This is a genomic window from Cellulomonas gelida, assembly GCF_006538725.1.
GTDB classification, from domain to species: domain Bacteria; phylum Actinomycetota; class Actinomycetes; order Actinomycetales; family Cellulomonadaceae; genus Cellulomonas; species Cellulomonas gelida.
The window spans coordinates 15,306-30,627 of sequence record NZ_BJLQ01000024.1 but is presented as its reverse complement, the minus strand read 5'-3'; the positions used below and the strand labels follow the sequence as shown (position 1 = coordinate 30,627).

Annotated in this window: 11 protein-coding genes; 9 read left to right on the top strand and 2 right to left on the bottom strand. The window is 71.5% G+C overall.

What is annotated here, in order from left to right:
• The first annotated feature begins 26 nt into the window (after positions 1-26).
• Complete coding sequence (locus tag CGE01nite_RS11365) at positions 27-494, top strand: NfeD C-terminal domain-containing protein (RefSeq protein ID WP_048343775.1); 468 nt, start codon at positions 27-29, stop codon at positions 492-494.
• Between the two features lie 151 nt (positions 495-645).
• On the top strand, positions 646-2,109 hold the full coding sequence (locus CGE01nite_RS11360; protein ID WP_053071737.1) for a flotillin family protein: 1,464 nt from the start codon (positions 646-648) through the stop codon (positions 2,107-2,109).
• 20 nt (positions 2,110-2,129) lie between these two features.
• Here CGE01nite_RS11360 and nrdI read toward each other — a convergent pair whose 3' ends face one another.
• Complete coding sequence (gene nrdI, locus CGE01nite_RS11355; RefSeq protein WP_141371031.1) at positions 2,130-2,552, bottom strand: class Ib ribonucleoside-diphosphate reductase assembly flavoprotein NrdI; 423 nt, start codon at positions 2,550-2,552, stop codon at positions 2,130-2,132.
• A gap of 71 nt (positions 2,553-2,623) precedes the next feature.
• Between nrdI and CGE01nite_RS11350 the strand changes: the two genes are divergently transcribed.
• The 7 genes from CGE01nite_RS11350 (at position 2,624) to CGE01nite_RS11320 (ending at position 14,233) form a co-directional block, all read left to right on the top strand.
• Positions 2,624-3,040, top strand: coding sequence for a pilus assembly protein CpaE (locus CGE01nite_RS11350; protein WP_141371029.1), 417 nt, complete (start codon positions 2,624-2,626; stop codon positions 3,038-3,040).
• 21 nt (positions 3,041-3,061) lie between these two features.
• A complete protein-coding gene (gatC, locus tag CGE01nite_RS11345; RefSeq protein ID WP_048343778.1) occupies positions 3,062-3,361 on the top strand; it encodes an Asp-tRNA(Asn)/Glu-tRNA(Gln) amidotransferase subunit GatC in 300 nt (99 codons plus the stop codon).
• The gene (gene gatA / locus CGE01nite_RS11340) at positions 3,358-4,875 is read left to right on the top strand and encodes an Asp-tRNA(Asn)/Glu-tRNA(Gln) amidotransferase subunit GatA (RefSeq protein ID WP_141371027.1); all 1,518 of its coding nucleotides are present in this window, start codon (positions 3,358-3,360) and stop codon (positions 4,873-4,875) included. Before gatC ends, gatA begins: the two co-directional genes overlap by 4 nt.
• The gene (gene gatB / locus CGE01nite_RS11335; RefSeq protein WP_141371024.1) at positions 4,872-6,380 is read left to right on the top strand and encodes an Asp-tRNA(Asn)/Glu-tRNA(Gln) amidotransferase subunit GatB; all 1,509 of its coding nucleotides are present in this window, start codon (positions 4,872-4,874) and stop codon (positions 6,378-6,380) included. Before gatA ends, gatB begins: the two co-directional genes overlap by 4 nt.
• A 335-nt stretch (positions 6,381-6,715) precedes the next feature.
• Entirely contained in the window at positions 6,716-11,779 is a 5,064-nt protein-coding gene (locus CGE01nite_RS11330; protein WP_170210952.1) for an endo-1,4-beta-xylanase, read from the top strand.
• Positions 11,780-11,980: 201 nt separating this feature from the next.
• Complete coding sequence (locus CGE01nite_RS11325; RefSeq protein WP_048343783.1) at positions 11,981-12,553, top strand: GNAT family N-acetyltransferase; 573 nt, start codon at positions 11,981-11,983, stop codon at positions 12,551-12,553.
• Between the two features lie 87 nt (positions 12,554-12,640).
• Positions 12,641-14,233 (top strand): peptide MFS transporter, encoded by a 1,593-nt coding sequence (locus CGE01nite_RS11320; protein WP_141371020.1) that lies wholly within the window; start codon positions 12,641-12,643, stop codon positions 14,231-14,233.
• 55 nt (positions 14,234-14,288) lie between these two features.
• Here CGE01nite_RS11320 and CGE01nite_RS11315 read toward each other — a convergent pair whose 3' ends face one another.
• Positions 14,289-15,266, bottom strand: coding sequence for a LacI family DNA-binding transcriptional regulator (locus CGE01nite_RS11315; protein ID WP_048343808.1), 978 nt, complete (start codon positions 15,264-15,266; stop codon positions 14,289-14,291).
• Positions 15,267-15,322: the final 56 nt, after the last annotated feature.

Below are 15,322 nucleotides of genomic sequence, written 5' to 3'. Positions count from 1 at the left end.
GTCTGACAAGCAGGAAAGGGACAGTCGTGACGGTCTTCTTCGTGGTCGGCGCCATCGGTCTGGTGCTGCTCGTGCTCTCGCTCGTCGTGGGCGAGGTCTTCGAGTCGTTCGAGATCGGCGACGGCGGCATCTCCGGGCTGGCCGTCGGGATCGGCGCCGTGGTGTTCGGCGCCTCGGGCGTCCTTGCGCTGTCCTCGGACCTCGACGTGATCTGGGCGTACGTCATCGCGGTCGCGTTCGCGATCGCGGCCGGTCTCGTCGCCCAGCTCATCGTCAACCGGCTCGCGGACTCCGAGGACGCCCCACCGCCCCCGCTCGAGGGGGCGTACGGAGTGCTCACGGCGACCACGGGCCCTGAGGGCGGCGAGGTACGGCTCGAGGGCGTACGTGACCTGGAGAGTCGTCTGGCCTGGGCCGACGAGCCGCTCGAGGCGGGCACGCGCGTCGTCGTCGTGGGTGTGTCCGGATCTCGCGTGCACGTGACGCGGGCCTGACGCCGCCCGCGGCCGGGTCCATCGCACCACCGGGACGCTGCCCCACCGGCACGTCTCGCCATCGAGTCATCGACCGAACCCACCCACCCACGGGGTTGCCGTGGCAGGACAGGAAGGAGCCCGGGGCGACCCGGACACCATGCCCGACTTCATGCAGGACGGCTCGGCGGTCATCGCCGTGCTCGCTCTCGTCATCGCGTTCTTCGCGGTCATCGCCCTCGTCACCAAGCGCATCCGTCGCGTGCCGCCGAACGAGGCGCTCGTCATCGTCGGTCGCGGAGCCGGCAAGAACGCGGGAGACGGTGGCCAGCGCGTCGTCGTCGGCGGTCGCGTCTTCATCTGGCCCGTGCTGCAGCAGGGGTTCCCGATCTCGCTCGAGCAGCGTCAGATCGGCATCACGGTCGAGGGCGTCGACAAGAACCGCATCAAGCTCGCCATCAAGGCGTCCATCAACTTCAAGGTCCGGGGCGACGAGGAGGGCGTGCGTCGCGCGGCGCAGCGCTTCCTGTCGCAGCAGGCGACGCTGACCGACGTGATCAAGGAGTCGCTCGAGGGCTCGCTGCGCTCGATCATCGGCGACATGACGATCGAGCAGATCATCAGCGACCGCAAGTCGCTGCAGGACGGTGTGGTCGCCTCGACCAAGACCGACCTCGCGGAGCAGGGCCTGCAGGTCGACCTGCTCAACATCTCCGACATCTCGACGCCGGGCTCGGACTACCTCGCCAACCTCGGTCGTGCCGAGGCGGCGCGTGCCCGCCAGGTCGCCGAGGTCAAGGAGGCCGAGGCGCAGCAGGTCTCCGAGTTCGCGAAGATCGTCGCGGCCGAGGCGATCGCCGAGCGTCAGCGCGACCTCGCTCTGAAGCAGGCGACGATCAAGGCCGAGACGGACCGCGCCAACGCCGAGGCCGACGCGGCCGGCCGGCTCGCGCGGGCCGAGCAGGACAAGCTGGTCGCGCTCGAGGAGCGCGCGGCGCTCGCGGAGAAGGCGAAGGTCACGGAGGAGCAGCTCGACATCGACGTGCGCAAGCCGGCCGAGGCGGCGGCGTACGCCGCGGTCCAGCAGGCGGCGGGTGAGCGCGACGCGGCCAACGCGGCGACCGAGGCGGACGCGTTCAAGCGCACGCGCATCGCCGAGGCGAACAAGGTCGCGGCGGTCAACGACGCCGAGGCAGCCGCGCAGGCCACGATCCGCGCGGGCAACGCCGAGCGCGACCGTCAGCTCGCCGAGGCGCAGGCGCTCGAGGCGCTCGGTCTGGCGCGCGCCGCGGCGGCGAAGGCCGAGGGTCTGGCGACGGCCGAGGCGACCAAGGCCCAGGCCGAGGCGCTGCGCGAGCAGGGCGAGGCGATCCTCGCCCAGCAGGTCATCGCGGTCCTGCCCGAGATCGTCAAGGCTGCGGCCGACCCGATCTCGGCGATCAAGCAGCTCACGGTCGTCTCCACCGACGGCGCCTCGGCGGTCACGAAGACCGTCGGGCAGGTGCTGGGCGAGGGCCAGGAGGTGGTCAAGTCGCTCACGGGCATCGACATCGCCTCGGTGCTCTCGGGCGCGGCGGGCGGCATCGCCTCGGGCGTGCTCAGCACGCACGCGGGCAGCAGCAGCAACGGAGCCTGACCGGACGAGCGACGAGGGGCTCAGCCCGTGCGGCGGGCGAGCCCCTCGTCGAGCTCGTCGAGGATGCGTCGGCACTCCTCGACGTCCCAGGGCGTGCCGGCGAGCTCGAACTCGAAGAGGATCGGCCGCCCGGAGCGCTGCGCGATCTCGCGCGCGGCCTTCTGGTAGTACCGGCCGAAGTTGCGGTTTCCCGAACCCATGACACCGACGAGCGCACGGCGGTTGCGCTCGGAGCGCAGGAATCGGCGCACGGCCTCGGGGATGGTGTCGTTCGCGTCGTTCCCGGTCTTGTACGACGGGGTGAGCAGCACCCACGGCCCGTCGACCTCGCTCAGCCGGTGCTCGCGCTCGGCGAGGTTGAACGCTGGTCGCTCGAGCCGCTCGGCGAACGTGGCGACGAGGCCGCTGGAGGACGAGTAGTAGTAGACGGGGGTGCGACGCACGCCTGCGAGCATCGCCGCCAGTGCGCCGCGTCGCTCGGGCACATGGTCCCGGTCAGGTCGATACTGGGCGCGTGATCACACGTGAGCTCGCCCTGCGCCTGCGGGGCACCGGCCTGCACTGGCACCCGGCGTCGGGTGACCGGTTCGGCGTGCTCGTCGACGGCGTGGACGAGATCTTCACGGTGAGCGACATGACCATCCAGGCGCACGACTACCCGACGGGCACGGTGCTGGGGTTCAACGGCACCACCGAGTGGGCGCTCGACTCGGTGTCGCTGCAGGACGCGGTCTGGCTGCCGCGCGAGGACCAGCTGCGTGACCTGCTCGGCGGCACGTTCCGCTCGCTCGCGCGGTCGACCGACGGTTCCTTCCAGGTGCTCGTCGAGCTGGCAGGGCGCCCGGAGCAGGTGTTCACCGCCGACCGCGCCGAGGACGCGTACGCCCTCGCGCTGCTGTCTCTGATCGAGGCGGCCGTCGACCGACGGTGAGGCCCCACTAGACTCTCGGCCATGTCCACCCTCTCTCGCGACGAGGTCGCGCGTGTGGCGGGGCTGGCCCGGATCGACCTGACACCCGCCGAGCTCGACCGGCTCGCGGGTGAGCTCGACGTCATCGTCGAGTCGGTCGCGCGCGTGAGCGAGATCGCCACGCCGGACGTGCCGGCCACCAGCCACCCCCTGCCGCTGACGAACGTGTTCCGAGCCGACGTGCCCGAGCCCCCGGTCGACCGTGACGCGGTGCTCGCCGCGGCGCCGGCCGCGCAGGACGGCAAGTTCCTGGTCCCGCAGATCCTGGGGGAGGACGCATGAGCGCCGACCTGACCCGGATCTCCGCGGCGGCCCTGGCCGACAAGCTGCAGGCGGGCGAGGTGTCGAGCGTCGAGGCGACGCGCGCGCACCTGGACCGCATCGCGGCCGTCGAGCCCGCGGTCCACGCGTTCCTGCACGTGTCCGACGAGGACGCGCTCGCGACGGCGGCCGACGTGGACGCGCGCCGCGCCCACGGCGAGCAGCTGCACCCGCTGGCCGGCGTGCCGATCGCCGTCAAGGACGTCGTGGTGACCAAGGGCGTCCCGACGACCGCGGGCTCGAAGATCCTCGAGGGCTGGGTCCCGCCGTACGACGCGACGCTGGTCGAGCGCATCAAGGCCGCGGGCCTGCCGATCCTCGGCAAGACGAACATGGACGAGTTCGCGATGGGCTCGTCGACCGAGCACTCCGCGTACGGCAACACGCACAACCCGTGGGACCTGGACCGGATCCCGGGTGGCTCGGGCGGCGGGAGCGCCGCGGCCGTGGGCGCGTACGAGGCCCCGCTCGCGATCGGCACGGACACCGGCGGCTCGATCCGCCAGCCGGCCGCGGTCACGGGCACGGTGGGCGTCAAGCCCACGTACGGCTCGGTGTCCCGCTACGGGCTGATCGCGCTCGCGAGCAGCCTGGACCAGGCGGGACCGGTGACGCGCACGGTGCTCGACTCGGCGCTGCTGCACGAGCTCATCGGCGGGCACGACCCGCGTGACTCGACGTCGATCGCCGAGCCGCTGCCCGACCTCGTCGGCGCGGCGCGCCTCGGTGCGCTGGGCGACCTGTCCGGCGTGCGCGTGGGCGTCATCACCGAGCTGCAGGGCGAGGGGTACCAGGCGGGTGTGCTGGCCCGGTTCCACGAGTCGCTCGAGCTGCTGCAGCGCGCAGGCGCCGAGGTCGTCGAGGTCTCCTGCCCGCACTTCACGTACGCGCTCGCGGCGTACTACCTGATCCTGCCCGCGGAGGCGTCGAGCAACCTCGCGAAGTTCGACGGCATGCGGTTCGGCCTGCGGGTCGAACCCAGCGAGGGACCGGTGACGGCGGAGCGCGTCATGGCGGCGACCCGCGGCCAGGGCTTCGGCGACGAGGTCAAGCGGCGCATCATCCTCGGCACGTACGCGCTGTCCGCGGGCTACTACGACGCCTACTACGGCAGCGCGCAGAAGGTGCGCACGCTGATCCAGCGCGACTTCGCGGCCGCGTTCGCTCAGGCCGACGTGCTCGTCTCGCCCACGGCGCCGACGACCGCGTTCAAGCTGGGCGAGAAGCTCGACGACCCGTTGGCGATGTACCTCAACGACGTCGCGACGATCCCCGCGAACCTCGCGGGGGTCCCGGGCCTGTCGCTGCCCGCGGGCCTGTCGGACGACGGCCTGCCCGTCGGCTTCCAGGTGCTCGCACCGGCCAAGGCCGACGACCGCCTCTACCGGGTGGGTGCGGCGCTCGAGGCGCTGCTCGAGAACGAGTGGGGCGGCCCGCTGCTGGCCAAGGCCCCGGAGCTGGAGGTGGCGCGATGAGCCACGCAGTCGTCGACCTGGTCGACTACGACGACGCGATCGCACGCTTCGACCCCGTCATCGGGATCGAGGTGCACGTCGAGCTCGGCACACGCACGAAGATGTTCGACGCGGCCCCGGCCGGGTTCGGCGAGGAGCCGAACACGTCGGTCACGCCCGTCTCGCTGGGCCTGCCGGGCAGCCTGCCGGTGGTCAACGGCACCGCGGTCGAGTACGCCATCCGGATCGGGCTCGCACTCAACTGCTCGATCGCGCAGACCTGCCGGTTCGCCCGGAAGAACTACTTCTACCCGGACGTCCCGAAGAACTTCCAGACGTCGCAGTACGACGAGCCCATCGCGTACGACGGCCACGTCGACGTCGAGCTCGAGGACGGCACGGTGTTCCGCGTCGAGGTCGAGCGCGCGCACATGGAGGAGGACGCCGGCAAGAACACCCACGTCGGCGGCAGCACGGGCCGCATCCACGGCGCGGAGTACTCGCTGGTCGACTACAACCGCGCGGGCATCCCCCTGGTGGAGATCGTGACGCGACCCATCACGGGTGCGGGTGAGCGGGCGCCCGAGGTGGCGCGCGCGTACGTGCAGACCCTGCGTGACCTGTTCCGTGCGCTGGAGGTCTCCGAGGCGCGCATGGAGCGCGGCAACGTCCGTGCGGACGTCAACGTCTCGCTGCGCCCGACGCCGCAGAGCCCGCTGGGCACGCGGACCGAGACCAAGAACGTGAACTCGTTCCGCTCGGTCGAGCGCGCGGTCCGCCACGAGATCTCCCGGCAGGCCGCGGTGCTGGACGCGGGTGGCGCGGTCGTCCAGGAGACCCGGCACTGGCACGAGGACACCGGCACCACGACGAGCGGGCGCGTGAAGTCCGACGCCGAGGACTACCGGTACTTCCCGGAGCCCGACCTCGTGCCGATCGCGCCGGACCGGGCGTGGGTCGAGGAGATCCGTGCGGCGCTCCCGGAGCTGCCCGCGGCTCGTCGTCGTCGCCTGCAGGGCGAGTGGGGCTTCGCGGACGCGGAGATGCGCGACGTCGTCAACGCGGGTGCGATCGAGCTCATCGAGGCGACCGTGGCGGCCGGCGCGGCACCGGCCGCGGCGCGCAAGTGGTGGATGGGTGAGCTGGCCCGCACCGCCAAGGAGCGCGAGGTCGAGCTCGCCGAGCTACCGATCACGCCCACGCAGATCGGTGCGCTGCAGGCCCTCGTCGACGCCGGACGGATCAACGACAAGCTGGCGCGCCAGGTGCTCGAGGGCGTGCTGGCGGGGGAGGGCGACCCGGAGCAGGTCGTCGTCGCGCGCGGGCTCGAGGTCGTGTCCGACGACGGTCCGCTCCTCGAGGCGATCGACGCCGCGCTCGCCGCGCAGCCGGACATCGCCGAGAAGATCCGGTCGGGCAACCTCGGGCCGGTCGGCGCGATCATCGGTGCGGTGATGAAGGCGACGCGTGGCCAGGCCGACGCGGGCCGCGTGCGCGAGCTCGTCCTCGAGCGCGTGTCGTCATGATCGAAACTTTCTAGATCGCCGCGGCTGGCGCCGCTCGATCGCCACGAAGCCCCCGGTCGGCCGTCAGCCGATCGGGGGCTTCTTCGTGCACCCGCCACCCACGTCGGGTCGCGACGCATGCCTGGAACATGCCGAGTTGTGCGTGCTTGGCCGCGTGCTCGTGACCTCGTCGATGTCAGCGCGGCGCATGTCGCCCTGGAACGGTATCGAAATCGTTACCGAAAGATCGCCCCGCCAGGAGCGATACCGGGCTAGCCTCGCGCCACCGAGAACGGTCCACGTCACGCAAAGGAGCGTCGATGTCTACTCATTCCCAGGTACGCGGAAGGCGAAGGGTGGCGAGTCTCGCCGCTCTAGCCCTGCTGGCAGCACCGCTGACAGCCGTGGTGGGCGCGGGTGCCGCGACCGCGGCGGACGGTCCGACCGCCTTGCTCGCGGCCGACTTCGACGACGGGACCTCCGGCGGACTCGTGCAGTCCGGTGCGGACGGCACCTACGTCGACCTCGGCGACGGCAACAAGGTCTACCAGGTGGTCCGCGGGGCCAGCTTCGACGGTCTCGAGACGCCCGAAGGCCTGCTCGCGGGCCTCGAGCCCGGGACGGTCGTGACCATCTCGGCCGAGGCACGCATCGTCGACGGCGACACCAACGTCGGGGCGCGCTGGGTCACCAAGCCTGCCTACGAGTGGCTGGCGAGCAGCACGTTGACCGACGAGTGGACGACTGTCACCGCGGCCTACACGGTGCCGGAGACCGGCGCCCAGTCCTCGTTCTTCTTCGGCACGGGCCCCTACCCGGAGCCGGAGCCCGCGCTGGCGTTCACCTACCAGCTCGACGACGTCGTCGTGACCGCGACCCCCGTTCCGGCGAGCGAGCCGACGGTCATCCTCAGCAACGACTTCGAGTCGACCATCGCCCCGTGGGGCGGCCGGGGATCGACCGTTGTCGCCACGGACACCGAGAAGCACGGCGGAGCCAAGAGCCTGTCCGTCTCCGCGCGCAGCGCGAACTGGGCGGGGACTCAGGCGACGCTGACGTCCACGCTCGTCGAGGGCACGCCCTCCACCGTGTCGGCCTGGGTCAAGCTCCCGGCGGGCACTGCGGGCACCACGTCGATCAAGCTGACGGCGCAGACCAACAGCGGCGGCGACGACTCCTACGCGACCGTGGCGACCGCGACCGACGTGACCGACCAGGAGTGGGTCGAGCTCTCCGGGACGTACACGCGCCCGGCGGGTCTCACGTCGGTCATCCTGTACTTCGAGGCCGAGGACATCGGCGAGGCTCACCCGAGCTTCCTCGTCGACGACGTGCTGATCACCGGGCAGGCTGGCGACGACTACGTCGAGACCGACCCCGACTTCGTCAAGGGTGGTGCGCTCAACCCGGTCACGACGCCCGTCGAGGCCGCGCGCGGCACGACGAAGACGAGCGCGCTCACGTTCGACGACGGCCCCAACGGCGCGGCGACGACCGAGCTCCTGGACTTCCTCGCGGCCAACGACGTGCACGCCACGTTCTGCGTGATCGGCCAGAACGTCCAGGCCCCGGGCGGCGCCGACATCCTCAAGCGGATCGTCGCCGACGGCCACACGCTGTGCAACCACTCCACCGACTACGACTCGATGGACGCACTGAGCAAGCAGCAGGTCGCTGACAAGCTCAAGCAGAACCTGCAGATCATCCGCACGGCGCTCGGTGACCCGAACGCCGAGGTCCCCTACTTCCGCGCACCGAACGGCGCGTGGGGGCAGACGAACCAGGTCGCGGTCGCGCTCGGCATGCAGCCGCTCGCGGTGACGAACCTGATCTTCGACTGGGACGGTGCCGAGAACGCCGGTGACGAGGCCAAGCTCACGGCCGCGCTGCGCAGCACGATCACCTCGAACCCGGGCGAGATCGTCCTGGTCCACGACGGCGGTGGCAACCGCACCGCCGGGGTCAACGCGGTCAAGACGGTCGTCGCCGAGCTCCTCGCCGACGGCTGGACGTTCACGCTGCCGGCCGGCGGCGCCGCGCCCAAGGGCGTCACGCTCGTCGAGTCGGACTTCGAGGACGGCACGCTGCAGGGCTGGTCGGCACGCGACGACGGCAACGGTGTCGCGACGCTCGCCGTGCAGGACGAGGTCGCGCACGAGTCGACCTACGCCGCGCGCGTCTCCGACCGCACGTCACAGGGCCAGGGCCTGCAGTTCCCGGTCACCGAGAAGGCGACCCCCGGCGCGACGTACGACGTCTCGGCGTGGGTCAAGTTCGAGGGCGCGCCCGGTGACATGACGCTGTCGTCCCGGACGCTCACGGGGGAGACCCAGAGCTTCTCCAACCTCGTGCAGTTCACGGGCCTGTCGTCGAGCCAGTGGGTGCACCTCACGGGCACGTTCACCATGCCGGCGTTCGCGGACGCCGCGGAGCTCTACTTCGAGACCGCGTGGGCGCAGGGTGAGGCGGGCAACACCTCGACGTTCGTCATCGACGACATCCTGGTGCGCTCGACGCCGCCGTCGCAGATCGAGGACCTCACCCCGCTCAAGGACACGGTGACGTTCCCGGTGGGCGTGGCGATCGACTCGCGCGAGATGGCGGGCTCGGCCTCCGAGCTGCTGCTCAAGCACTTCAACCAGGTCACGGCCGAGAACTACATGAAGGTCGAGGCGTGGTACGCCGAGGAGGGCGGTGTGGACACGTTCCGCATGCACTCCGAGGCCAAGGCGCTGCTCGACTTCGCGCAGGAGAACGACCTGCGGGTCTACGGCCACGTGCTCGCCTGGCACGGCCAGACGCCGCAGTGGTTCTACGAGGACGACGAGGGTGCGCTGCTCGCTCCGGACGCGATGCGTCAGCGGCTGCGGGACCACATCTTCAACGTCGCACGCACGATCGCGGAGCAGTACGGGCCGTTCGGCTCGGACACCAACCCGATGGTGGCGTGGGACGTCGTCAACGAGGTGATCGACGACGGCACCGGGTACGCGGACGGCATGCGCCGCTCCACGTGGTACCAGATCCTCGGTGAGAGCTTCGTGGACTCGGCGTTCGAGTACGCGAACGAGGCCTTCAACGACGAGTACGCCGCCGAGGGCGTCGAGCACCCGGTCGCGCTGTTCATCAACGACTACAACACGGAGCAGACGGGCAAGCGCGGGCGCTACAGGGCGCTCGTCGAGCGCCTGATCGACCGCGACGTGCCGATCGACGGCGTGGGCCACCAGTTCCACGTCGCCCTCTCGACGCCGGTCAGCACGCTCGGCGCCGCCCTGGCCGACTTCGACGGCATGAAGAAGGCCGACGGCACGAACCTGCTCCAGGCGGTCACCGAGCTCGACGTGTCGGTCGGCTCGGCGGACACGGCCAAGGCCATCGACCAGGGTTACTACTACCAGGCGGCGTTCGACTCGTTCCGTCAGTACGCCGAGGACCTGTTCTCGGTGACGGTCTGGGGCCTGACCGACAGCCGGTCGTGGCGCGCGTCGAACAACGGCAAGCCGCTGCTGTTCGACGACTACTTCAAGGCGAAGTACGCCTTCTACGGTGCCGCCGGCCTCGACCTGCCGCCGGCGCTCCGCAGCGCGAACGCGTTCGCGGCCGACGCCGGTGGCGACTACACGGCGACTTCCGCGCAGTGGAAGCGTCTGCCGCTGCACACCGTCGGTGAGAACGCGAGGTTCCAGCTGCGCTGGTCGGCCGACCGGCTCACGGCGTACGTCGACGTGGACGACACGACGGTGGACGCGACCGACGCGGTGACGTTCGTGACCTCCGAGGGTGCGGTGAGCTTCGGCCGTGACGGCGAGGGTGACCTCGACGGTGTGGCGACCGAGCGCGAGGGTGGCTGGACCGCCGTCGTGCAGGTGCCGCTCAGCGGTGCCGAGCGCGGGGATGTGGTCGACCTCGACGTGCAGGTGGTCGACGGCGACGACAGGGCGACGTGGAACACGCCGGGTTCGCTGGGTTCGGTGTCGCTCGTCGAGGAGCTGTCGTACCTCGAGGTGCCGGCCACGACGACGGCGCCGACGATCGACGGCACGGTCGACGCGGCCTGGGCCGGCGCGAGCTCGGTGCAGACACTGAAGGCGACGTCGGGCTCCGGCGGTGCCATCGGCACCTTCCGCACGCTGTGGAAGGACAACCTGCTGTACGTCCTGGCGGACGTCGCAGACCCGGTCGTCGACACCACGGGCAGCGACCCGTGGATCAAGGACTCGGTCGAGATCTACGTCGACGGCGGCAACGTCAAGAACGGCTCGTACCGGTACGACGACACCCAGATCCGGATCGACGCGGCCGGTGCCGTGTCCTTCGGCGCGGGTGACGAGCCGTTCCAGCGCAACCGGCTGACCAGCGCGGTCGTCCCGACGGCGACCGGCTACCGGGTCGAGGCGGCGATCAGCCTCCTCGAGTACGGCGGTCTCGGGACGTTCCACGGCCTGGACTTCCAGGTCAACGACGCCGCGAGCGGCAGCCGGCACGCGATCACCAACTGGGCCGACCCGACGGGTGCGGGCTACCAGAGCACCGCCCACTGGGGTGTCGGCCGACTCGTGGAGGCGAAGGTCGTCCCGCCGGCGACCGTCAAGCCGAAGGTGACGACGAACCCGTCGTCGGCGACGGTGGACCGCGGTACCACGGTGGTGCTGCGTGCGGCGGCGACGGGGACCCCGACGCCGACCGTCCAGTGGCAGCGACGCGCTGCCGGCACGACGAGCTGGGCGGTCGTCCCGGGTGCCACGAAGACCTCGCTCGCGGTGGTCGTCGGGGCGGCCAACCACGGCGCGTCCTACCGGGCGGTGTTCACCAACACCGCCGGTTCGGCGACCACAACGGCGGCGACGGTCAAGGTGAAGCCGTACGCGCCGAAGGTCACGAAGAACCCGAAGTCGGTGACGACGGCCAAGGCGGGCACGAAGGTCACGCTCACGGCGGCGGCCTCGGGCTTCCCGACCCCGTCCGTGCGCTGGCAGCAGCGCGGCGTCGGGTTCTCGCAGTGGAAGACGATCGCCGGTGCCACGGGGACGTCGCTCACGGTCAAGGTGCCCGCCACCAGCGGGGGTGTCGAGGTGCGCGCGGTGTTCACGAACTCCGCGGGCTCGGCGACGACCAAGACCGCGCTGGTCCGCAAGGCACGCGTGGCCCCGAAGGTGGTCACGGCGCCGCAGTCGGTCACGGTCCAGCGGGACTCGGTCGCGACGTTCACGGTGCGGGTCTCCGGCACGCCGGCCCCGTCGGTCCAGTGGTACGAGCGCCGGGCCGGTGCGAGCTCGTGGGTCACGCTCACGGGTGCGACCGGGACGAAGCTCCAGGTCGTGGCCACCAAGGCCCGGAACGGAGCCCAGTACCGGGTGGTCGTGACCAACGCTGCGGGTCGTGCGACCAGCACGGCGGCCACGTTGACCGTGCGCTGACCCCGGGCCGGACCTGTCCGGCCCGGAACAGGACGACGGCGGCGACGCCGCGGAGACTGGCTGAGCTCCGCGGCGGCGCCGCCGTCGCACGTCCGGCCCGTCGGGGGTGAGACCCGGTGCGTGCGACACCCCGCAGGCCCCGAGTCCCTGCCGGAGGGCCGGGCGCGGCACTACCCTCGGGTGAGCGACCGGGGAGGGCCGATGACGAGGCAGCGCGTCGACACGCCGACGTTGCAGGGCGAGATGCTCACGCTCCGCCCGATCCGCGTCGACGACGCGCAGGCCCTGTGGGAGTCGGTGAGCGACCCCGAGGGCATGCGGCTGACGGGCACGACCCGCCGCTTCACGCTCGAGGAGGCGCGGGACTGGTGCGCGAACGTCGGGGAGCTGCCCGGCCGCGTCGACCTCGCCATCACGCTCGTCGGCCACGACGAGTACCTCGGGGAGATCGTCCTCGACGACATCGACGAGCACCTGCAGAGCGCGTCCCTGCGCCTCGCGATGCGACCCGGGTACCGCGGTCGCGGCTACGGCACGGAGGCGATCGAGCTGGTCCTCGGGTTCGCGTTCGACGGGCTCGGGCTGCACCGGGTCGGGCTCGACGTCCTGGCGATCAACCCGCGTGCGCAGGCGCTGTACGAGAACCTCGGGTTCCGGGTCGAGGGGCGCCGGCGGGACGCGTACCGCGACGGCGAGCGCTGGTGCGACGCGATCGACATGGGGCTGCTCGAGGACGAGTACAGAGCGGGACAGTTCGGCGACGCGGCCCGCTGAGCCCCCACGCCGTTATCACGGCACCGCCCGTCCCCGGTGGTGAGGGGGTCCCGGGGGCCCCACGATGGGCGGATGGACGATGGCGCCATGGATCGCGGTGACCTCCCGGAGCAGAACCCCGTCGACCCGACCCGGGGTGACGGTGCACTGAGCAGCGACGGCCCGGCGGTACGCGTGGGCGAGGCCGACGCCCGGCCGCCGCGGGACCGCGCGTTCTTCGGCCACCCGCTCGGCCTGATGACGCTGTTCGGCACCGAGCTGTGGGAGCGTTTCAGCTACTACGGCATGCGCGCGATCCTGCTGTACTTCCTGACCGACACGATCGCCAACGGCGGGCTCGGGCTCGACGACGCCCTCGGCAACGCGGTCGTCGCGGCGTACGGCGCCTCGGTGTACCTGCTGTCGGTGATCGGCGGCTGGCTCGCCGACCGGATGATCGGCGCGCGGCGGTCGGTGCTGTACGGCGGAGTGGTGATCGCCGCGGGTCACGTGAGCCTGTCGGTGCCGAACGCGTCGTTCTCCTACCTCGGCATCGTGCTCGTCGCGCTCGGCACGGGACTGCTCAAGCCCAACGTCTCGAGCATGGTCGGCGACCTGTACTCGCGCGACGACGTGCGGCGCGACTCGGGATTCTCGATCTTCTACATGGGCATCAACATCGGCTCGCTGTTCGCGCCGATCCTCGTCGGCATCGCGCGCGAGATCGGCGGCTACCACGCGGGCTTCGCGGTCGCTGCCGTCGGCATGGCGATCGCGCTGGGGTTCTTCGTGGCCGGGCGCCACCTGCTGGGCGGCGCGGGGGACGTGCCGCCCAACCCGCTCACCGCGGCCGATCGTCCGGGTGTGGTGCGGCTGGTCCTCGCGGTCGCGATCGGCTGCCTCGTCGCGCTCGGCATCGCGGCGCTCGTCTCGGGCGGCTTCACGACGACGACGCTGATCGACGCGCTCTCGTACATCGCGCTCGCTGCGCCCGTGGCGACGTTCTGGGTCATGTTCCGCTCGCCCAAGGTCACCGACCGCGAACGGTCCCGGCTGCGCGCGTACATCCCGCTGTTCGTCGCGGCGATGCTGTTCTGGATGATCTTCGAGCAGGCCGCGAGCACGCTGTCCGCCTACGCGCGCGACAACACCGAGCTGACGATCTTCGGGTTCGAGGTCTCGCCCGCGTTCTTCCAGTCGGTGAACCGGGCCTCGATCATCCTGCTCGCGCCGGTGTTCGCGTGGCTGTGGGTCCGGCTCGACGACCGGCCGCCGACCGCCGTCAAGTTCGCGATCGGCCTGTCGTTCGCCGCGCTGTCGTTCCTGTTCCTCGCGGGCGCGTCCGCGCTCGCGGGCGACGGGAAGTCGCCCTGGTGGGTGCTCGTGGTGGTCTACGTCATCCAGACGATCGGCGAGCTGTGCCTGTCGCCCGTCGGCCTCGCGGCGACGACGCTGCTCGCGCCCCGGGCGTTCAAGGGTCAGGCCATGGCGCTGTGGTTCCTGGCGACCAGCGCGGGCAACGCGATCACGGCGCAGCTCGTGCAGGCCACGAGCGGGGCGAGCCCGACCGCGTACTTCGGTGGGATCGGCGCGGTCGCGCTGGTGTTCGCGATCGCGATGTTCGCCATCGCGCCCTGGGTCACGCGGCACATCTACGAGGGCACGGAGGTCGTCGGGGCCACGAGGACGGCCGCGCACTGACCGACTGGCCCGCGCCCCGGGCGGGGCGGGACCGCCGCCGTCGGGTCAGGGGGCGTCAGCCGAGAGGCCGGCAGGACGCACGCTCGACGAGCGCGGTGGGCAGGCGCAGGTGCGTCGGCACGTCCCTCTCGGCGAGCAGGTCGATCAGCAGCTGGAGCGCGCGGGCGCCGATGTCGCGCAGCGGCTGGCTCACCGTGGTGAGCGGCGGGTCGCACAGCGCGGACTCGGGGACGTTGTCGAAGCCGATCACCGACAGGTCCCGGGGCACGTGCAGCCCGAGCTCGCGCGCGATCTCGACCGTCCGGATCGCCGACAGGTCGTTCGCGGCGAACACGGCGGTCGGGCGGTCGGGGCGGTCGAGCAGGTCGCGAGCGGGCTGGGTCGCCGTCTCCGGGCGGTACCCACCGTTCACGACGAGCGTCTCGTCGACCGGGAGGCCGGCGGACGCCATCGCCGAGCGGAAACCGGCCTCGCGCAGGCGCGCGGACTCGAGGTCGGGCCGTCCGCCCATGAGCCCGATGCGGCGGTGGCCGAGGGCCAGGAGGTGCTCGGTGGCCATGACGCCGCCGGCGAAGTTGTCGGAGTCGACCGTCGGCAGCCCGGACGGACCGGTGTGCGGGTCGATCGCGACGACGGGGATCACGCCGCGTGCGTCCACGACCGTCGGGGTCACGATGATCGCGCCGTCGATGAGCGTGCCGCCGAGGCGCGAGAGGTACCGGCGCTCCCAGCCGACGTCGGCGCGCCGACCGCCCGCCGAGTACGCGAGCAGCTCGTACTCGGTCGACCCGATCGCGTCCGAGGCGCCCTTGAGCAGCTCGGTCGAGAACGGCTCGAACTCCGCGACGAGGATCCCGACGACGTGCGTGCGGTGCGAGCGCAGGCTCGACGCGCCGAGGCTCGCCTCGTAGCCCAGGTCGGAGATGACCTGCTGAACGCGGTCGAGAGTCGACTGCGCGACCCCGTACCGACCGTTGACGACCTTCGAGACGGTCGCCACCGACACTCCCGCCTGGCGGGCGACGTCGGCCATCTTGACCCGGCCCGTGTGCTCCACGGCGCGATCCTATGGCATCGGTTTCATAACGG

Bases quoted from the DNA above. Each gene is read 5' to 3' on its own strand.
- CGE01nite_RS11325 (WP_048343783.1), top strand. From the start codon at position 11,981: ATGACGAGGCAGCGCGTCGACACGCCGACGTTGCAGGGCGAGATGCTC.
- gatA (WP_141371027.1), top strand. From the start codon at position 3,358: ATGAGCGCCGACCTGACCCGGATCTCCGCGGCGGCCCTGGCCGACAAG.
- CGE01nite_RS11360 (WP_053071737.1), top strand. From the start codon at position 646: ATGCAGGACGGCTCGGCGGTCATCGCCGTGCTCGCTCTCGTCATCGCG.
- CGE01nite_RS11315 (WP_048343808.1), bottom strand. From the start codon at position 15,266: ATGGCCGACGTCGCCCGCCAGGCGGGAGTGTCGGTGGCGACCGTCTCG.
- CGE01nite_RS11320 (WP_141371020.1), top strand. From the start codon at position 12,641: ATGGATCGCGGTGACCTCCCGGAGCAGAACCCCGTCGACCCGACCCGG.
- gatB (WP_141371024.1), top strand. From the start codon at position 4,872: ATGAGCCACGCAGTCGTCGACCTGGTCGACTACGACGACGCGATCGCA.
- gatC (WP_048343778.1), top strand. From the start codon at position 3,062: ATGTCCACCCTCTCTCGCGACGAGGTCGCGCGTGTGGCGGGGCTGGCC.